The sequence below is a fragment of the Microbacterium sp. NPDC056234 genome (assembly GCF_042267585.1).
Classification (GTDB): Bacteria; Actinomycetota; Actinomycetes; order Actinomycetales; family Microbacteriaceae; genus Microbacterium.
This window is the reverse complement of sequence record NZ_JBHJTE010000001.1, coordinates 707,101-725,489: the sequence shown is the minus strand read 5'-3', so window position 1 is coordinate 725,489 and position 18,389 is coordinate 707,101. Positions and strand designations below refer to the sequence as shown.

16 protein-coding genes are annotated in these 18,389 nt (G+C 69.1%); 6 read left to right on the top strand and 10 right to left on the bottom strand.

The features are described from left to right. Position 1: 1 nt before the first annotated feature. The 4 genes from ACFCYE_RS03595 to ACFCYE_RS03580 are packed head-to-tail and all read right to left on the bottom strand — an operon-like array spanning position 2 to position 3,699. Entirely contained in the window at positions 2 to 664 is a 663-nt protein-coding gene (locus tag ACFCYE_RS03595; protein ID WP_376176345.1) for a hypothetical protein, read from the bottom strand. A gap of 44 nt (positions 665 to 708) precedes the next feature. Beyond that, positions 709 to 1,524 carry a serine hydrolase domain-containing protein gene (locus tag ACFCYE_RS03590; protein WP_376176343.1) on the bottom strand — a complete coding sequence of 272 codons (816 nt, stop codon included), beginning with the start codon at positions 1,522 to 1,524 and terminating at the stop codon, positions 709 to 711. Positions 1,525 to 1,581: 57 nt separating this feature from the next. Further along, positions 1,582 to 2,310 carry a hypothetical protein gene (locus tag ACFCYE_RS03585; RefSeq protein ID WP_376176342.1) on the bottom strand — a complete coding sequence of 243 codons (729 nt, stop codon included), beginning with the start codon at positions 2,308 to 2,310 and terminating at the stop codon, positions 1,582 to 1,584. Positions 2,311 to 2,313: 3 nt separating this feature from the next. After that, positions 2,314 to 3,699 carry a glycine--tRNA ligase gene (locus ACFCYE_RS03580; protein WP_376176340.1) on the bottom strand — a complete coding sequence of 462 codons (1,386 nt, stop codon included), beginning with the start codon at positions 3,697 to 3,699 and terminating at the stop codon, positions 2,314 to 2,316. Between the two features lie 129 nt (positions 3,700 to 3,828). Between ACFCYE_RS03580 and ACFCYE_RS03575 the strand changes: the two genes are divergently transcribed. Continuing rightward, positions 3,829 to 5,298, top strand: a complete 1,470-nt coding sequence (locus ACFCYE_RS03575) for a peptide MFS transporter (RefSeq protein WP_376176338.1) — start codon at positions 3,829 to 3,831, stop codon at positions 5,296 to 5,298. A 9-nt stretch (positions 5,299 to 5,307) separates the two neighbouring features. Here the strand turns inward: ACFCYE_RS03575 and ACFCYE_RS03570 are convergent, their stop codons facing one another. The 3 genes from ACFCYE_RS03570 to ACFCYE_RS03560 all read right to left on the bottom strand — a co-directional run bounded on the left by ACFCYE_RS03570 (position 5,308) and on the right by ACFCYE_RS03560 (position 8,207). Next, entirely contained in the window at positions 5,308 to 6,150 is an 843-nt protein-coding gene (locus ACFCYE_RS03570; RefSeq protein WP_376176336.1) for a sigma-70 family RNA polymerase sigma factor, read from the bottom strand. Positions 6,151 to 6,173: 23 nt separating this feature from the next. Next, entirely contained in the window at positions 6,174 to 7,508 is a 1,335-nt protein-coding gene (locus ACFCYE_RS03565) for an FAD-binding oxidoreductase (RefSeq protein ID WP_376176335.1), read from the bottom strand. An 81-nt stretch (positions 7,509 to 7,589) separates the two neighbouring features. Further along, positions 7,590 to 8,207: a hypothetical protein gene (locus ACFCYE_RS03560; RefSeq protein ID WP_376176333.1), complete on the bottom strand. Its 618-nt coding sequence runs from the start codon at positions 8,205 to 8,207 to the stop codon at positions 7,590 to 7,592. Between the two features lie 65 nt (positions 8,208 to 8,272). Between ACFCYE_RS03560 and ACFCYE_RS03555 the strand changes: the two genes are divergently transcribed. The 3 genes from ACFCYE_RS03555 to ACFCYE_RS03545 all read left to right on the top strand — a co-directional run bounded on the left by ACFCYE_RS03555 (position 8,273) and on the right by ACFCYE_RS03545 (position 11,868). Further along, the gene (locus tag ACFCYE_RS03555; protein WP_376176331.1) at positions 8,273 to 9,712 is read left to right on the top strand and encodes an MFS transporter; all 1,440 of its coding nucleotides are present in this window, start codon (positions 8,273 to 8,275) and stop codon (positions 9,710 to 9,712) included. 73 nt (positions 9,713 to 9,785) lie between these two features. Beyond that, the gene (locus ACFCYE_RS03550; RefSeq protein WP_376176330.1) at positions 9,786 to 10,982 is read left to right on the top strand and encodes a cobalamin-independent methionine synthase II family protein; all 1,197 of its coding nucleotides are present in this window, start codon (positions 9,786 to 9,788) and stop codon (positions 10,980 to 10,982) included. 70 nt (positions 10,983 to 11,052) lie between these two features. Beyond that, on the top strand, positions 11,053 to 11,868 hold the full coding sequence (locus tag ACFCYE_RS03545) for a TspO/MBR family protein (protein WP_376176329.1): 816 nt from the start codon (positions 11,053 to 11,055) through the stop codon (positions 11,866 to 11,868). Here the strand turns inward: ACFCYE_RS03545 and ACFCYE_RS03540 are convergent, their stop codons facing one another. From ACFCYE_RS03540 to ACFCYE_RS03530, 3 genes are all read right to left on the bottom strand, one after another. Then, entirely contained in the window at positions 11,869 to 12,807 is a 939-nt protein-coding gene (locus tag ACFCYE_RS03540) for a serine hydrolase (protein ID WP_376176327.1), read from the bottom strand. A gap of 117 nt (positions 12,808 to 12,924) precedes the next feature. Beyond that, positions 12,925 to 14,889: a M13 family metallopeptidase gene (locus tag ACFCYE_RS03535; RefSeq protein WP_376176325.1), complete on the bottom strand. Its 1,965-nt coding sequence runs from the start codon at positions 14,887 to 14,889 to the stop codon at positions 12,925 to 12,927. Between the two features lie 45 nt (positions 14,890 to 14,934). After that, positions 14,935 to 15,573, bottom strand: coding sequence for a TetR/AcrR family transcriptional regulator (locus ACFCYE_RS03530; RefSeq protein WP_376176322.1), 639 nt, complete (start codon positions 15,571 to 15,573; stop codon positions 14,935 to 14,937). Positions 15,574 to 15,638: 65 nt separating this feature from the next. On the opposite strand from ACFCYE_RS03530, the gene ACFCYE_RS03525 reads away from it, so the two are divergent. Together ACFCYE_RS03525 and ACFCYE_RS03520 are read left to right on the top strand one after the other, a co-directional pair. Further along, complete coding sequence (locus tag ACFCYE_RS03525; protein ID WP_376176319.1) at positions 15,639 to 16,682, top strand: agmatine/peptidylarginine deiminase; 1,044 nt, start codon at positions 15,639 to 15,641, stop codon at positions 16,680 to 16,682. Next, positions 16,679 to 18,382 (top strand): amidase, encoded by a 1,704-nt coding sequence (locus ACFCYE_RS03520; RefSeq protein WP_376176316.1) that lies wholly within the window; start codon positions 16,679 to 16,681, stop codon positions 18,380 to 18,382. Before ACFCYE_RS03525 ends, ACFCYE_RS03520 begins: the two co-directional genes overlap by 4 nt. The last annotated feature ends 7 nt before the right edge of the window (positions 18,383 to 18,389 follow it).

Below are 18,389 nucleotides of genomic sequence, written 5' to 3'. Positions count from 1 at the left end.
TTCACGCCGTCGAGCTGTACACCGTGGTCGCGCCTGGGACGGGCCGCGTGGCGATCACGATCGCGACCACGCCGAGGAACCCGACCGCGGCAGCCTCGATGAGCCCGCCGAGCGAGTGCAGGAGGACGAGCGCCTCCTGGCCGAGGGAGTACACGCCGAACAGGAATGCGGCTCGCAGCAACCGGACGAGCGCCACCGCCACGAGAGCCCACAGCGGGGCTCGGTTCCAGGGCCGGGGCACCGCTCGGATCCTCGCGATCTGCGTGACCGCGATGATCGCCAGGATCAGGCTGACCACCTCGATCGTGATGCTCCACATGCCCGAGAACATGACCGAGCTCTCCGAAATGTCGTCCGCGGATGCCGGCGCGCCGAACCGGAGCAGCACCGGCGAGAGCAGAAGCCACGCCGCGAGCCCCACCAGGGCGAATGTCCCGAGGGGCCGTCGGGCGGTGACGCTGCCCGCGCGCCCGAACCCGACCGCGAAGATCACCGCGCCGACCGCGAACAGCATTTCGGAGAGAGGGAAGAGCGCGAGATCGATCCCGGGGACGCCTCGCAACGCGAGCATGAGCAGAGCGGATGCCGCGAACATCGCCCCACCCACGACCCAGGTGCGACGGCGAACGCGAACAGCGGATCCGGCGGGTTCCACATCGATCATGCGCACACCCTATCGGCGCCCGCATCGCCAGCCGTGCTGCCGTGTCAGCGGCGGCCGTACCTCGTGACGATCTCTTCGGTCAGCGGCGGCCAGATCCGCTTGTGATCCTCGCCGAAAGGGACAGCGGAGAGGAAGGCTGCGGCCAGACCCGTGGATCGGTCGATGAAGAGGAAGCTGCCCTGCGCACCGAAATGGCCCGCCGTCTCCGCGGGGAGCGTGTCACTCATCCAGTGCGGGCTCTTGTCACCCTTGAGCTCGAAGCCGAGCCCCCACTGGTTGTCGGCGAACGCACCGTAACCGGGGACGATGCCGCGCAGGCCCGCGTGGGAGACGGTGAGCGCGAGGTCGCGCAGCGCAGCGGGGATCAGCGTGGGCCGCAGCACCTCTCGACCGAAGATCAACAGGTCATCGATCGACGCGCGTGCCCCAGCCGACGGCCGTCCGGTCACATCGGTCTGCGCCATCCCGAGCGGAAGGGTGACCTCGCGCAGCATCCAGTCCGAGAACGCCATGCCCGCGGCGTCGGCAACGTGCGCGGCCAGAGCGTCGAACCCGGCATTCGAGTAGATCCGTCGCTCCCCCACCGGTCGCAGAGGCCCGTCCTCCATCGGCATCCCGCTGGTGTGATCGAGCAGGTCGAGCACGGTCGCCCCCGCAGGGCCGGCCGCCTCGTCCAGATCCACGAGCCCGCGTTCGATCGCGACGAGCACGCCCCACGCCGTGAGCGGCTTGGTCACGGATGCCAGCGGCAGCACCGTCAGCGGGTCGCCCTGCACGGCGAGGGTCTCATCCGCGTCGGTGACCCCGACGAGGGCGGTGTGCGGGAAGCCGTCGGTCGCGGCGAAGGTCGTCGTTTCCACACGGCCATCGTTTCATGACATCCGCGGGTCGACCGCAGCATCCCGCCCGCCGCGACGTCAGCGCGCCATGTCCTCGGCGTCCGATCGGAGGCGCGACCTCACCGCCGGGATCAGGAACACCAGCGCGATCGCGACGACGATGCCGCGCACGATCCACAGGCCGGGCTCCCAGATGATCTCGTAGTCGCCGGGGATACCGAGGAAGGACACGATGATGGCGCCCCACGCCGTCCGCCCGATTCCGTCGGTGTCGATGGCCAGGCCCCCTGCGATGCACAGCACACCGAGCGCGAGCAGCACCGACGGCGGGATGAGCATGCTCGCCCGCATCTGTCCCCGTGCGATCGCGACGGCGTTCCGGATGAGCATCGCCGATGGGAACACGAAGAAGAACCACACCAGCGCTCCCAGCAGGATCCCCAGGAACACGAAGATCGGGATCCAGATGAGCATCCAGGGCCCGTCCATGAGGAAGTACTCCGGATCACGGATCACCGCGACGACGAATGCGCCGAGCACGCCGACGGGGAGCACCAGGAGCGCCCACCAGAGCACCGCCCTGTCGATCCGCTTCCTGGAGACGGTCCGGTCGAAGACGATCTGGATGATGATCGCTGCGGCGCCCGCCGGGATCCCGAATATCGCGATCGTGCCAGCGATGCCGTCATTGTCGCGCAGGTCGAGAAACGCCAGCAGAAGCCAGGCGAACGCGATGGCCAGGATGACCACGGCGGCCACCGACCGGACGAGGCCGGGTTCGGCGGGTTCCCGCGTCCCCCGGCCCATCGGTCAGGCGCCCTTGAGACGCTCGGCGAGGTACTGGTGCAGGTTCTCGATCGCGACGCGCTCCTGAGCCATCGTGTCGCGGTCGCGCACCGTCACGGCGTGATCGTCGAGGGAGTCGAAGTCGACCGTGACGCAGAACGGGGTGCCGATCTCGTCCTGGCGACGGTAGCGGCGACCGATCGCACCGGCGTCGTCGAAGTCGATCGCCCACCGTCCGCGCAGACCATCCGCGACCTCGCGGGCGAGGGGCGAGAGCTTCTCGTTGCGCGACAGCGGCAGCACGGCCACCTTGACCGGCGCGAGGCGCGGGTCGAGCTTGAGCACGGTGCGGATGTCGGTGCCGCCCTTGGCGTTGGGCACTTCCTCTTCCACGTAGGCGTCGACGAGGAACGCCATCATCGACCGCGTGAGGCCGAACGACGGCTCGATCACGTACGGCGTGTACCGCTCGCCGGATGCCTGGTCGAAGTACGTCAGGCTCTGTCCGGATGCCTCGGTGTGGCTGGAGAGGTCGTAGTCGGTGCGGTTGGCGACGCCCATGAGCTCGCCCCACTCCTTGCCGGGGAACCCGAACCGGTACTCGAAGTCGATGGTGCCGGCGGAGTAGTGCGCGCGCTCGTCCTCGGGGACGTCGAACTGACGCATGTTCTCCGGATCGATGCCGAGGTCGAGGAACCACGCCCAGCAGGCCTCGACCCAGTGCTCGAACCACTGCTGCGCCTCGGCAGGCGGCGTGAAGAACTCGATCTCCATCTGCTCGAACTCGCGGGTGCGGAAGATGAAGTTTCCGGGCGTGATCTCGTTGCGGAACGCCTTGCCGACCTGACCGATGCCGAACGGCGGCTTCTTGCGGCTGGCGGTGAGGACGTTGGTGAAGTTGACGAAGATGCCCTGCGCCGTCTCCGGACGCAGGAAGTACATGCCCGACTCGTCGTCGACGACGCCGAGGTAGGTCTTCACGAGACCCGAGAACGCCTTGGGCTCGGTGTACTGCCCCTTCGTGCCGCAGTTGGGGCACGGGATGTCGGTCAGACCGTTCTCGACCTTGCGTCCCTTGCGCGCCTCGAAGTCCTCGATGAGGTTGTCGGCACGGAACCGCTTGTGGCACTGCAGGCACTCGACCAGCGGGTCGCTGAACGTGGCGACGTGACCGGACGCCTCCCACACGCGCTTGGGCAGGATGATCGACGAGTCCAGCCCCACCATGTCGCCGCGACCGCGCACGAACGTCTGCCACCACTCGCGGCGGATGTTCTCCTTGAGCTCGGTGCCCAGGGGCCCGTAGTCCCAGGCCGAACGGGAACCGCCGTAGATCTCACCCGCTTGGAACACGAACCCGCGGTGGCGGGCGAGGCTGATGACCTTGTCAAGACGGGACTGTTCGGCCACGGTGGCTCCAATGGTCGGAAGGTACGGGAAGAACCCGTGATCACGGGCATCCCAATCCTACCGGCGCTTCTCGAGGCGCACGATGCGAGAACCTCGCGCAGTCGCACCGGCAGGGATACGGTCATGTGCATGAGCACAACGCGGGGGGAACGCACGGCCGGCGACAGGGATACGCGCTTCTTCGGGCAGCCGTGGGAGCTCGCGCACATCTTCGGCGTCGAGATGTGGGAGCGGTTCAGCTTCTATGGCATGCAGGGCATCCTGCTCATCTACATGTACTTCTCGATCGCCGACGGCGGGCTGGGAATCGACAAGGACGTCGCCACCGGAATCGTCGGCGCATACGGCGGCACCGTCTACCTCTCCACGATCCTCGGCGCCTGGGTGGCCGACCGTCTGATGGGCTCGGAACGCGTGCTGTTCTACAGCGCGTGGGTCATCATGGCGGGCCACGTCGCCCTGGCCCTGTTGCCGAACGCGTGGGGTCTCGGCGTCGGGCTGGTCCTCGTCGCGATCGGCTCCGGTGGGCTCAAGGCCAATGCGACGGCCGTCGTCGGCACTCTCTACGGTCCGAAGGATGTGCGACGGGATGCCGGATTCTCGCTGTTCTACCTCGGCATCAATCTCGGAGCGTTCCTGGGCCCGCTCATCACCGGCTTCCTGCAGAGCAACGTCGGATTCCACTGGGGGTTCGGGGCCGCGGCGGTCGGCATGGCGCTCGGATTGATCCAGTACTCGTTCGGTCGCAAGCAGTTGCCGGAGGCCTCCCGCGCCGTCGCCAACCCGTTGCCGCGGGACCGGTTCGGCCTGGCGCTCGGCATCGCGGCCGCCGGGATCGCGCTCATCGTGGTGCTCGTGCTGACCGGCGTGATCCGCGCCGACAATCTCGCGGCCGTCGTGATCCTGGTGACGGCGGTGGCCGCCGTCGCCTACTTCGTCGTCATCATCGGCTCTCGCGCGATCAGCGGGGATGCCCGGTCGCGCGTGATCGCATTCATTCCTCTGTTCGTCGTGAACGTGGGTTTCTGGTCGCTGTACCAGCAGCAGTTCACGGTGCTGACGATCTACTCGGACGAACGTCTGGACCGCACGATCCTGGGATGGACGATGCCGATCTCGTGGATCAACTCGATCGCACCGATCTTCGTGATCATCCTGTCGGGGACATTCGCCGCGATCTGGACGAAGTTCGGCGACCGCGCTCCCTCGGCGCCGGTGAAGTTCGCTCTCGGAGCCATGATCATGGGTGCAGCATTCCTGCTGTTCCTGCCGTGGGCGAACGGAGACGCGAACTCGACGCCGCTGCCCGCGATCATCGTGATCCTGCTGGTGTTCACAGTCGCCGAGCTGTTCATCTCACCGCCTGGCCTGTCGGTGACCACGAAACTCGCCCCGGAGCGGTTCCACACGCAGATGGTCGCGCTGTACTTCCTCTCGGTCGCACTCGGCACCGCGATCGCCGGCTGGCTCGCGCAGTTCTACGATCCGGACGACGAGGTTCCCTACTTCACGATCATCGGCGGCATCGCGATCGCGATCGGCATCGCGCTGCTGCTGGCTGCTCGCCCGGTGCTCGCGCTCATGAAGGGGGTGCGGTGAGCCTCGGGCTCACGCCAGCAGTCGCGTCTCCATGTCGGTGATCGCGCCGCCGTCGCTCTTCAGCAGCAGCAGGGAACTCGGAACCCCGCCGTGAGACGCGAGCACGCCGACCCCGTCGCCGAGCTCGACGACCTCGAACGCGTAGTCGCGCGCGAAGCGGTGGAACTCGGCGGCCTGGGATGCGACCTGCTCCGCGCCGCGCACGATGCGAACCCCCGCCGGGCCCTGATCGACACGGAACTCGACGTCCGGATGCAGCACGGCCAGGAGCCGGCTGAAGTCCCCGCTGCCGGCGGCGACGAGGAACGCGTCCACGACCTCGCGCTGCTGTGCACGAGTGGCTCGCAACTGGGGCGACGACGGAGTCGCCCCGCGGACGCGCTCCCTCGCACGGCTCGCCATCTTGCGCGCCGCCTGAGGCGACCGCTCGATCACCTCGGCGACGTCATCGAACGGCATTCCGAACACGTCGTGCAGCACGTACGCCAGCCGCTCATCCGGCGTCAGCTGCTCGAGCACGAGCATGAGCGCGTAGCCGACGCGATCGACCTGTTCGGCACGCTCCGCCGGGGCTGCCTGCGCGTCTGAGGACTCGACGTCCGGCAGGCTGTCGAGCGGATTCTCCTGCCGCCTGGTCCGCGAACGGAGGTGGTCGAGGCAGATCCTGCTCACGACACGGGTCAGCCACGCTCGCAGATCGTCGATCGCACCCTCCGCGCGTTCGAGACGGAACCACGACTCCTGGACGGCATCTTCGGCATCGGCGCGCACGCCGAGCATCCGGTAGGCCACCGCGGTCAGATAGCTGCGGTGCAGATCGAACTCCGCGGCCAGCGCGTCGGAATCACTCATGGTCTCTCCCGTCGGGTGCGAGGTTATCGTGCGGATGCCGGCGCGGGAACGAACGTGCGCGAGAACAGATTCGTGGGGTCGTACGCGCTCTTGATCTCTGCCAGTCGCACCCGCGTGCGCTCGGGGTACACGGATGCCACGGCATCCGCCGCCGTCCCGTCCAGGGAATTCGCGTACGCACCGTCGATGTGCGCGAGCAGCGGACCCCACAGATCCGTCATCCGGGCGAGCAGGTCGTCGTATGCCGGCGCCGGTGCCACGGCGAAGCTGCTGACCATGAGTGCAGCATGCCGGTGGGCGAAGGCCGTGGCTTCGGCGGGGGTCGCGCCGAACGCGCCGCCGAGCGCGTGCAGCGTGATCGCTGCCGGCTGCTCCTCCGCGGCCATTCGGACGACGGCCTCGACCGCGGCATCCGTATTCGCGTCGGCGACGAAGCCGCTGCGCAGAGCGACGCGCAGGACAGCCGGAAGCTCCTGGCCCTCGTGCAGGATCTCGGGGTACGGCGCCACGCGCACGTCCTCGGTCAGCGGCGTCGCCGCAGCGCTCAACGCCGCCAGCACGTCGCCGACTTCACCACCGTCGCTGCGAGCGAGCGTGACCTGGATCGGGGCTTGGCGTCCGCCGGCGAGCGGATTCGCCAGCACCAGCGTCGAGCTGATCTCGTCGGTCGCTGTACGCATGAGGCGCGCCCACGCTGGGACGACCTGTTCGGCGCTGTCCGCCGGGAACGAGACCGTCGCGACGGTGAATCGCGAAACCTGTTGCGCCTCGAACTCGAACGCCGTCACCACGCCGTACGCGCCGCCTCCTCCTCGAAGCGCCCAGAAGAGGTCGGCGTGCTCGTGCTCGTCGGCGCGCAGCACGTCCCCTGCGGCCGTGACGAGCTCGACCGCGCGCAGGTGGTCCAGCGTGAGCCCGTGACGACGCACCATCCATCCGATTCCTCCGGAGAGGGTCAACCCGCCGACGCCGACATCCGCGGTGTCCCCGGACGAGATCGCGAGCCCGTGCGGCGCGAGCGTCTCGGCGACCTGTCGCCAGAGCGCTCCGCCGCCCACGCGCACGCGGCGGTCGGCGAGCAGTTCGACCGCATCCAGCGCGCTCAGGTCGATGACGATGCCGTCATCCGTCGTGCTCAGCCCCGCCGCGGAATGCCCGCCGCCGCGGATCACGAGCGGGCGGTCGGATGCCGCGGCGAACCGCACGGCGCACTGCACGTCGGCGACGTGCGACGGGCGCAGGACGATCGCCGGTCGGGCGGTGGCGAGCGCCGTGCGCGCCGCGGACTCGTAATCCGGTGACTCCGGCGTGATGATCGTGCCGTCGAAATCGGCGAGCAGGTCGTCGGTGGTGTGCATGGGATCTCCTTCGGATCGGGGTTCATGAAGGAGACGCTCGGCGCACGGCGAATGTGACCGACTCCGAAGTCGTGATCGCGATCAGCGGTTCGGGTAGGCGGTGCCGCCCCCGGCGGCGAGCGCGTTCGCGACGATATCGAGGTGCTCGCGCATCATGTCCTCATCGAGCGCCGGGAGGATGTCGTTCCAGAACTCGAGGATTGCGCCGCGGCCCTGCATCATCCCGGCCGGGCGTGCGAGGGCCCACATGTGCAGGTGCGCCGAGCCATCGTTCCACCGCGCGAAATGGCAGCGCGCGACGCCGGGGATCGACTTGACGGCCTGCGAGATCCGCTGCATCAGGGGGCCGTACCCTGCCAGCACCTCGTGCGGGGCGTCCTCGAGCAGCCAGTGCTCGCGCGGCGCGATCGCCCCGATGAAGGGCAGGCCGCCCGGCTCCCACCCGGCGGTCACCTTCCAGTGCTCGTCCTGCCAGATGGTGTGCGGGTTGGTCTGGCAGGTGCGGCACTCGGTGGGATCGACCTCCCCGCCGCGCGGGACCTCCGGCACCAGCATCGGCTCGAGCGGGCGCATCGTGAGCTCTTCGATCGCCCAGGGCAGCCCTTCGGCGAGCGAGGACGCATCGAGGCGCTCCCCGATGGGCAGTCGGCGGTGATAAGCCGAATCGGCAGGATGCTGTTCGAAGGACGCGTCGCTCATGCCACCATGCAACCATGTCGGCGCTCGACGCGTCCCGGTGTCGCCAGCGCCGATAGCCTTGTTCGGTGGGTACGGATGAGGAGAAGGCGCGTCGGCGCCTCTCCAGGACCCCTCCCCGGTGGGCCACGGTCGCGGTTCTGGCCTTCGCAGGACTCTGCTCCTCGTTCATGTTCACGCTCGTCGTACCGCTGCAGGCCGAGCTGCCCACCCTGTTGAACTCCTCCCGCGAGGACACCACCTGGGTGGTGACCATCACGCTGCTCGTCGCGGCCGTCGCCACGCCGATCTCCGGGCGTCTGGGCGACATGTACGGCAAGCGTCGCGTCGTCGTCGTGCTCCTCGCGCTTCTGATCGTCGGCTCGCTGATCGCCGCGATGTCCGGCTCGATCGTCGGCGTCATCATCGGCCGCGGGCTGCAGGGCGGCGTCACGGGCGTCATCCCGCTGGGCATCGCGATCATGCGCGACATCCTGCCGCCGCAGAGGCTCGGCACGGCCGTCGCCCTGATGAGCGCGACCATGGGCGTCGGCGGCGCGGTCGGGATGCCGGTGGCCGCGCTCCTCGCCGTGCACGCCGACTGGCACACGCTGTTCTGGCTCGCGGCGGCTCTCGGCGTCATCGGCCTCGTGCTGGTTTTCCTGTTCGTTCCGGAGGACGTGCTGCGTTCCCCCGGCCGCCTCGACATCCCCGGCGCGATCGGGCTGGCGATCGGCCTGACCGGCATCCTGTTGTTCGTGTCGCGCGGCGCCGAGTGGGGTTGGACGGCCCCGCTCACCCTGGCCTGCATCATCGGCGGCGTCGTCGTGCTGCTGGTGTGGGGCTGGTACCAGCTGCGCACGAGCGACCCGCTGCTCGATCTGCGCGTCGCCGCCCGGCCAGCCGTGCTCTTCACGAACATCGCCGCGATCGGCATGGGGTTCGCCCTGTTCGCCTCCAACGTGACGTTCCCGCAGATGCTCGAGCTCCCGGTCGAGACCGGCAGCGGGTTCGGGCTCGACATGGTCGGTGCCGCGCTCATCGTGATGCCAGCCGGCCTGGTCATGATGGTGATCTCGCCGCTGTCGGGCTGGCTGGAGCGCACGATCGGCCCTCGACCGCTGTTCACCGGCGGCGCCGCAGCCATCGTCCTCGCGTACGTGTTCGTGCTGCTGTGGTCGAGCGAGGTCTGGCACATCCTCGTCGCCAACCTCTTCATCGGCGTCGGGATCGGCTTCACCTTCGCGGCCATGCCGATGATCATCATGCGCTCGGTACCGGCGAACGAGACCGGCGCATCGAACGGGCTCAACGCGCTGTTCCGCTCGGTCGGAACCTCAAGCGCCTCGGCGGTCATGGGCGGCGTGCTCGCCGCGATGAGCGTCGACGTCGATGGCGTGGCCCTGCCGACGCGCGAGGCCTTCCAGGTGTGCTTCTGGCTCGCGATCGCCGCCGGCATCGTGGCGGTCGTGCTCTCGCTGTTCATCCCCCGTCAGCGCGCCGTCGAGCCGCACCCGTCGCTGCCCTGAGCCGATCAGCGCGACGGGTCATGCTTCGTCACGCGAATCGGCGGCATCCCCGATGGCCCGATAGCGTCGGAGGATGAGCACGATCGCCACAACCACGTCCGGAAGCCTGCCTCGCACCGAGGCCCTCATCGCGGCCAACGCCGCCCGCGCGCTGGGTGACGACGGATTCACCCTCGAAACCACGGCCGAGTTCGAGGCCCTCGTGGCGGATGCGGTGATCGACGTCGTGCGGCGCCAGCGCGAGGCGGGCATCACGCTCGTCGGCGACGGCGAGTTCGGCAAGGCGATGTCGAACCCGCTCGACTACGGCGCCTGGTGGAGCTATTCGTTCCAGCGTGTGAACGGCCTCGCCCTCACGGACAACAATCTCTTCTCCCAGCCGACGGCGGTCTCGACCCCCGGCAACATCGAGCTCACCAGCTTCGTCGACCGTCGCGACCGCCAGCTGTTCCCCGCGGTGTACAGCGACCCGCACTCCGGAGCGTTCGAGGGGAAGCCCGCGACCGAGTTCCCCACGACCACCGGCGCGCTCTCGTACCGGGGTCAGGATGCCGTGGCCGCCGACATCCGCCAGCTCAAGGCCGCCCTCGGCGAAGGCGAACAGGGCTTCATCACGGCGATCGCTCCCGGCTCGGCCGCCCGAGTATGGAACGAGCACTACGCCACCCACGAGGAGCACCTGTGGGCGTGGGCGGAGACGCTGCGCGAGGAATACAAGGCGATCACGGACGCCGGGCTCATCGTCCAGCTGGACGACCCGTCGCTCGCCGAGAACTGGGATCAGATCAGCCCGGAGCCGAGCGTCGAGGATTACCTGGCCTTCACGGCGAAGAGCGTCGAGGCGCTGAACTATGCGATCCAGGGACTGCCCAAAGAGCTCGTGCGGCTGCACCTGTGCTGGGGATCGTGGCACGGTCCGCACGTCACCGACATCGAGATCGCGAAGATCCTCCCCGAGGTCCTCAAGGCGAATGTCGGATCGATCTCGTTCGAGGCGGGCAACGTCCGCCACGAGCATGAGTTCGGCGCATGGGCCGACGCGGCAGTGCCGGACGATCTCGTCCTGGTGCCCGGCGTCGTCAGCCACGCCACCAATGTCGTCGAGCACCCCGATCTCGTGGCTCAGCGCATCGACCGGTTCACGAACATCGTGGGCGCCGAGCGTGTGATCGCATCCACGGACTGCGGTCTGGGCGGCCGCGTGCATGCCGACATCGCCTGGGCGAAGCTGGCGGCTCTCGGTGAAGGTGCCCGCCGCGCCCGCGGATGAGTCCGTCACCCCTCTGAGCGGCCCTTGTCAAGGCCGCGCCGATCGCGATTCCGATCGGTAGGGTCAGGGCATGACCGACACGACCGCATCAGCCAGCAGGACCGAGGACATCGTCCGCCAATCGGCCGTCATCGCGGCGGCCGTCTTCATGCTGATCGGTGCCACGGTCGGAGGCGGCGCGTTCGGCGGTGCACCGGTGAACGAACTGCAGAACGGCGCCCTGGCTGCCGACGGCTCCTACCTGGCGCCCGCGGGTCCCGCCTTCGCGATCTGGACGGTGATCTACGTCGGCCTCGCCGGCTACACGATCTGGCAGGCGCTGCCGGCGCAGCGCGCGGATGCGCGCCAGCGGCGCGGGGGCTGGTGGATCGCAGCATCCATGGTGCTCAACGGACTCTGGCTCGTCACGGCACGGTACGGCACGCTCATCCTCACGGTGCTCGTGATCGTCGCGCTGCTGGCCGTGCTCGCCCGGATCATCGTGCTGCTCGGCGCCTCGCCGGCCCGGAACATGATCGACCGACTGCTCGTCGACGCGACGATGGGCCTGCACTTCGGCTGGGTCACGATCGCGACCGTCGCCAACACGTCCGCCTGGTTGACCCAGACGCTGCCGGAGGACCTCGCGTCGCAGGCGGATATCTGGGGCGTGACCGTGCTCGTCATCGTGACGGTGATCGGCGTGATCAGCGCCCTGGTGACGCGGCGGGTCTCCCCGGCGATCGCCTCGGCCTGGGGCCTCGCGTGGCTCGCGTTCGGGCGCCTGTCCGGCGAGCCGGCGAGCACGGCGATCGGTGTCACCGCCGCGGCGGCCGCAGCGCTCATCCTGGCAGCGGGCGTCTACGCCGCGATCCGCTCGGAGCGGCGCCCCGTGAAACGGGGCTGATCAGTGCGCGTACTCCATCAGCTCGACGCCGAGCACACGGAAGGCGTCGTGCGCACGCAGTCGATGCGCGATGGAGAGATCGTCGAAGCACACGATCATCGCGTAGGCGATGCCGGAGCGCGGCCCGGCGAGCACGCCGGCCTCCGCTCTCACCCCTCGGTCGCGTCCGGTCTTGTTGATGAACAGCAGCCCGTGCTCGTCATGGTCGTGAGCGAACGGGTCGAGCCCGGTCGACGCGGCCACGAGGCTGAGATCCTGATTGAGGCTGAGCCATTCCGCGACCTGGGCGCTGACCGCGGCATCCACGACCTCGGAGTTCACCAGCGCCGAGAACAGGCCGGCCAGCTCACGGCTGGATCCCACCGCGACCTGCGGGGCGTCATCGGGACCGCGGCGATCACGGAAGCGGTCCAGGATCGCGGTGCGGGTGAGGCCGAGCCCTTCGATCCGGGCACTCACCCGTTCGTGCCCGACCCGCTGCAGCAGCGCGTTGACGGCGATCGGGTCGCCAGCGGTCGCGGCGAGCACCGCGAGATCCGTGAGCGGGAGCGCCGGTGCGCGCAGATGACGCCAGAGTCCGGAGGTCGTGACCTCTTCGACCGATGATCGATCGACGATCTCGAGCGGATCCAGCGAACCGTCCTCGAACGCCGCGGCGACCTCGATCAGCAACGGCACGACGCCGAGACCTGCGATCGGCATGGTCACGTGATCGTCGCCGGACAGGACGTGCGCGTGCGTATCGAGGTCGACGACGTGCACCGAGACCTGCGCCCCGGAATCCACCAGCTCCTCCAGCGCCTTCAGCGTCGCATCGAAGGATCGCCGCCCGACAGCCGCGCGACGCGGCAGACGGCGGGCGCTGCGGTGCGAACGGCGCACGGCGGTCGACGGTGCGCCGTCGACGGGCTCATGGGCCGGGGGGAGGGAGGGTCCCACGCGTGGTCCTTCACGGCAAGGGGGGATGGAAGGGGTCCGGGAAGGGCAGGCTACCCGGGCAGCACGGATATCGTAACCCCGCCCGATACCCCTTCGATCACCACGAGCCCTGAATAGTCACCAGATCGTCACACGCCCGTCAGCGGGCAGGAACAGGGCATCGTTTTCTGCGACGTCGAACGCTGTGTAGAAGGCGTCGATGTTGCGCACGATCTGGTTGCAGCGGAACTCGTTCGGCGAGTGAGGGTCGATCGTCAGGAGGCGGATCGTCTCGGCATCCCGGCTCTTCTGCTGCCATGCCTGTGCCCACGACAGGAACAGCCGCTGCACGCCGGTGTACCCGTCGATCACGGGTGCCTCCGCGCCGTCCAGCGACAGCTCGTAGGCCTTCAGTGCGATGCCCAGGCCGCCCAGATCGCCGATGTTCTCGCCGATCGTGAGCGCGCCGTTGACGTGGTGCTCATCGGCCAGCCCGACAGGGACGAGCGCGTCGTACTGTGCGATCAGCGCCTTGGTGCGCTCCTCGAAGGCGGCGCGGTCGGCGTCGGTCCACCAGTCCTCCAACTTGCCCTGGCCGTCGTAGCGGCTGCCCTGATCGTCGAAGCCGTGTCCGATCTCGTGGCCGATGACGGCACCGATGCCGCCGTAGTTCGCCGCGGCATCGCGGGTGGCGTCGAAGAAGGGGTACTGCAGGATCGCCGCGGGGAACACGATCTCGTTCATGGAGGGGTTGTAGTAGGCGTTGACCATCTGCGGCGGCATGTGCCACTCGAGTCGGTCGATGGGCCCACCCACCTTGTCGACGTTGCGGTCGTGCTCGAACACGTTGGCGCGGCGGACGTTGCCGAACAGGTCGGACGCGTCGATCTCGAGCGAGGAGTAGTCGCGCCACACCTCGGGGTGGCCGATCTTGGGCGTGAAGGCGTCGAGCTTGGCGAGCGCCTTCTCACGCGTCTCGGGGCTCATCCATTCGAGCTCGGTGATGCTCTGCCGGTACGCCTCGATGAGGTTCGCGACCAGCTCGTCCATGGCGGCCTTGGCCGTCGGCGGGTAGTGACGCTCGACGTAGACCTTGCCGATCGCCTCACCGAGGGCCCCTTCGGTCACCGAGACGCCGCGCTTCCAGCGCTCGCGGATCGTCGGGATGCCGGAGAGCTCAGTGCCGTAGAAGGAGAAGTTCTCCAGAACGATGTCGTCGGTCAGGTACGGGGCGGCTGCGTGCACGACCTGGGCGCGCAACCACGCCTTCCAGTCGTCGAGGCGCTCGGCGACCAGCAGCGCGCCCAGGCCCTCGAAGAAGCTCGGCTGCGAGACGACCGCCTCGTCGAACGCGCCGGGATTCGTCGGCGCGACGGCGTCGCGCCACGGACCGAGGTCGACGCCGGCGATCGTCTGGATCTCGTCCCACGTCTTGAGGTTATAGGTCGCGACCGCGTCGCGGCTGCGCACGTTGTCCCAGTGGTGGCCGGCGAGCTCGGTCTCGACGGCGATCGAGCGGTCGGCCTCGGAGGCGGCATCCGCGAGGCCGGCGAGCGCGAGCAGGCGCTCGAGATGCGCGCGGTACGTCGCGCGGGTGCTCTCGAAGCTCTCGAGGCGGTAGTAGCTCTCGTCCGGAAGCGACAGACCGGACTGCACGAGCACGGGGACGTAGCGGTCGGGGTCGCCCGAGTCCTGATCGACGTAGAAGCTGATCAGGTGTGCACGGCCGTCGCGCTCGTAGACGCCGAGGGTGCGAAGGAAGGCGGGGATGTCGTCGATCGCGTCGATCTCGGCGAGCGTCTCGGCCAGCGGCGTCACACCGCCAGCCGCGATGCGCTCGGTATCCATGAAGCTGGCGAACAGATCGCCGATCTTGCGCGCCAGCGTGCCCGCATCGGCGGTCTGCGACTCCTCGATGATCGCGCGCACATCCTTCTCGGCCTGCTCGGCGAGGAGGTGGAACGAGCCCCAGCGCGCCTTGTCACCGGGGATCTCGGTGCGATCGATCCACGCGCCGTTCACATGCCGATACAGATCGTCCTGCGGTCGGATGTCGGAGCTGAACTCGGAGATGGCCAGGCCTGCGGGGAGCGCGTCAGTCATGAGCAACAGCCTACGACCGGGATCGGACAGGGCGGATGCCGCGACTCACCGGGACGGCAGATGATCTCCGATCGCACCGGCAGCCGCACCGACCAGCGTCTCGCAGGCCTGCGCGAGGCGCAGCGCGAACGGCGACGCGTCCGTGCGTCTTGTCAGGGCGTGGGCGGAGATCCCGTCGATCGTCGCGAGGATCTGCCAGGCCACGGCATCCGCATCGTCGGTGCGGAAGATCTCGGAGCGCGTTCCGTCCCGGATGATGTCCGCGATGAAGAGCTGCCATGCGTTCATCTGCTCGTCGATGGCGACCGCGAGCGTTGCGCTGCGCCGGCCGAGCGACCAGGCATCCACCCACACGAGGGTGACGTCGTCGTGATCGCTGCTGAGCACGGCCGAGATCATCCGCGCCATCCGGGCCGCCGGCTCGGCCTCGGTCTCGGCGCGGGTGCGGACCTCGTCCAGTTCGGATGCCGTCAGCTCGCGGAAGGTGCGGGCGATCAGGTCGTCCATGCTCGAGGCATAATGTGCGACCAGCCCTGGCGCGACACCGGCGCGGGCGGCGACCGCGCGCAGCGTCAGCGCGGACAGGCCTTCCTCCCTGGCGAGCGCGAGCGCCGCGTCGTGGATCTCGCCGGAGCGCTGCTGAGGGCTCTTGCGCGTGCGGGGACGGGCATGGGGCGTTGACATGGTGTCTTCAGTGTAGGAACATCTTGTATTGATCGCATGATCAATACTCGCGAGAGGGAGACGACATGAGCTGGCGGATGCCGCACGAGGGCGACCGGCACGAGCGCACCTGGATGGCCTTCCCTCGCGCGGGGATCACCCTCGGCGACGGCGCGACATGGCAGGAGACGGCCTACCGCGCGTGGACGGACACCGCGCTCGCGATCGCCGAGTTCGAACCCGTCACGATGCTCGTGGACCCGACCGAGACGGCGCGTGCGACGGACATGCTCGGCTCGGCCGTCGAGCTCCTCGAGACCCCGCTGGACGAGTTCTGGATGCGCGACTTCGGACCCACGTTCGTCCTCGACGACGAGCGACCAGGCGTCCTCGGCGGGGTCGATTGGATCTTCAACGGCTGGGGCGCGCCCGCGTGGGCGCAGTGGCAGGTCTCGGCGGGTGTTGCGCGCATCGTCGCCGAGCGCATCGGAGCCGAGCACATCAGCTCCGTGCTCGTGAACGAGGGCGGCGGCATCCACGTCGACGGCGACGGCACCGTGCTGCTCACCGAGACCGTTCAGCTCGATCCGCACCGGAACCCTTTCGCCGACAGGGCCCGCGTCGAGGCCGAGCTCGCGCGCACGATCGGCGCGACGAAGGCCATCTGGCTGCCTCGAGGACTCACCCGTGATTACGACGAGTTCGGCACCGGAGGCCACGTCGACATCGTCGCCGCGTTCGCCGGCCCTGGACGGGTGCTGCTGCACCGTCAGGACGACGCCGCGCACCCCGACCACGTCGTCACGCGCGAACTGAAGGCCTTCCTCCAGAACAGGACGGATGCCGCAGGCCGCCCGCTCGAGATCATCGACGTCCCCGCGCCGACCACGCTGCGCGACGACGAGGGATTCGTCGACTGGAGCTACATCAACCATCTCGTCGTCAACGACGCCGTGATCGCCTGCGGATTCGGGGAGGACGACGCAGATGCCCGAGCGAGGGAGATCCTCGAGGAGGCCTACCCCGGTCGTCGCGCGGTGACCGTCGACGCTCGCCCGATCTTCGCGCGCGGCGGCGGAATCCACTGCATCACCCAGCAGCAGCCCTCAACGAAGGGGGTGCCCGCATGATCGATGTCGTCGAGGCATCCATCGCCGACCTGCGCAGGGCGCTCGAGACCGGTGCGGCCACGAGCGCGCAGCTCGTGCAGGCCTACCTGGACCGTATCGACGCCTACGACGCACCCGGCACCGCGACCGCGCTCAACGCTGTCGTGGTGCGCAACCCGAAGGCGCTCGCGGAGGCCGCGGCATCCGATGCCCGACGGGCCTCCGGGGCCCTGCTCGGCCCGCTCGACGGCATCCCGTACACGGCGAAGGACAGCTACCTCGTCACCGGCCTCACCGCGGCGGCCGGGTCCCCCGCGTTCGCCGACCTCGTCGCCCAGCGCGACGCGTTCACGATCGAACGCCTCAGAGCCGGCGGGGCGATCTGTCTGGGACTGACCAACATGCCGCCCATGGCGAACGGCGGCATGCAGCGCGGCGTCTACGGCCGAGCGGAGAGCCCGTACAGCGCCGAATGGCTGACCAGCGCCTTCGGCTCCGGCTCCTCCAACGGCTCCGGCACCGCGACCGCTGCCAGCTTCGCCGCATTCGGGCTCGGCGAGGAGACCTGGTCGAGCGGTCGAGCGCCCGCGTCGTGCAACGCCCTCTGCGCGTACACGCCGAGCCGCGGGGTCATCTCGGTCCGAGGGAACTGGCCGCTCGTGCCCACGATGGATGTCGTCGTGCCGCACACCCGCACGATGGCCGACCTGCTCGAGGTGCTGGACGTGATCGTCGCGGATGACGCCGAGGTGCGAGGCGACTTCTGGCGCGCGCAGCCCTGGGTGACGATCCCGCGGGCATCCGAGGTGCGTCCGGACTCGTTCGTCGGCCTCGCCGCCGCCGATCTGCGCGGCGTCCGGCTCGGCGTCCCGCGCATGTACATCAACGCGGACCCGGACGCCGGGACCGGCACGACGATCGGTGGATCCACCGGACAGCGGATCGAGACCCGCGCGTCGGTGATCGAGCTGTGGGAGCAGGCGCGCCGCGCCCTCGAGGACGCGGGGGCGCAGATCGTGGAGGTCGACTTCCCCGCGGTCACGAACTACGAGGGCGATCGCGCCGGCGCCCCGACGATCGCCACCCGAGGGTTGGTCTCGCCCGAATACCTGCGCAGCGAGATCGTCGACCTGTCCGCCTGGGCGTGGGAGGACTTCCTCCGAGCGAACGGCGACCCTCGACTTTCGACGCTCTCCGCGGTGGACGGCGCCCAGATCTTCCCGCCCCCGCCCGGCACCCTGCCGGACCGCTACGACGGGTTCGACGACGACATCGCGGAGTATCCCGGTGTCGTGGCGGCGCGACCGTACGCGGACTTCATCGACATCCCGCACCTGGCCGCGGGCGCCAGAGGGCTCGAGGAGACCCGCCGCGTCGATCTGGAGACATGGTTGGATTCGCAGCGCCTCGACGCCGTCGTCTTCCCCGCGATGGCCGACATCGGCCGGGCCGACATGGACACGAACCCGGCATCAGCCGACGCCGGATGGCGCAACGGCGTGTGGGTGGCCAACGGCAATCTGGTCCCGCGCCACCTCGGCATCCCGACCGTCACGGTGCCGATGGGTACGATGCCGGACATCGGGATGCCGGTCGGTCTGACGTTCGCCGGGCGGGCGTACGACGACACCGCCCTGCTCGCCCTCGCCCTGGCCTTCGAGGCGACCGGCGCACGGCGCACCGAGCCGCAGCGGACCCCACGGCTGCAGACACGCGGCTGACGGACGG

Coding starts and splice junctions, on each gene's coding strand:
- ACFCYE_RS03595 (WP_376176345.1), bottom strand. CDS start 664: ATGATCGATGTGGAACCCGCCGGATCCGCTGTTCGCGTTCGCCGTCGC.
- ACFCYE_RS03585 (WP_376176342.1), bottom strand. CDS start 2,310: ATGGGCCGGGGGACGCGGGAACCCGCCGAACCCGGCCTCGTCCGGTCG.
- ACFCYE_RS03575 (WP_376176338.1), top strand. CDS start 3,829: ATGAGCACAACGCGGGGGGAACGCACGGCCGGCGACAGGGATACGCGC.
- ACFCYE_RS03570 (WP_376176336.1), bottom strand. CDS start 6,150: ATGAGTGATTCCGACGCGCTGGCCGCGGAGTTCGATCTGCACCGCAGC.
- ACFCYE_RS03565 (WP_376176335.1), bottom strand. CDS start 7,508: ATGCACACCACCGACGACCTGCTCGCCGATTTCGACGGCACGATCATC.
- ACFCYE_RS03560 (WP_376176333.1), bottom strand. CDS start 8,207: ATGAGCGACGCGTCCTTCGAACAGCATCCTGCCGATTCGGCTTATCAC.
- ACFCYE_RS03550 (WP_376176330.1), top strand. CDS start 9,786: ATGAGCACGATCGCCACAACCACGTCCGGAAGCCTGCCTCGCACCGAG.
- ACFCYE_RS03545 (WP_376176329.1), top strand. CDS start 11,053: ATGACCGACACGACCGCATCAGCCAGCAGGACCGAGGACATCGTCCGC.
- ACFCYE_RS03535 (WP_376176325.1), bottom strand. CDS start 14,889: ATGACTGACGCGCTCCCCGCAGGCCTGGCCATCTCCGAGTTCAGCTCC.
- ACFCYE_RS03530 (WP_376176322.1), bottom strand. CDS start 15,573: ATGTCAACGCCCCATGCCCGTCCCCGCACGCGCAAGAGCCCTCAGCAG.
- ACFCYE_RS03525 (WP_376176319.1), top strand. CDS start 15,639: ATGAGCTGGCGGATGCCGCACGAGGGCGACCGGCACGAGCGCACCTGG.
- ACFCYE_RS03520 (WP_376176316.1), top strand. CDS start 16,679: ATGATCGATGTCGTCGAGGCATCCATCGCCGACCTGCGCAGGGCGCTC.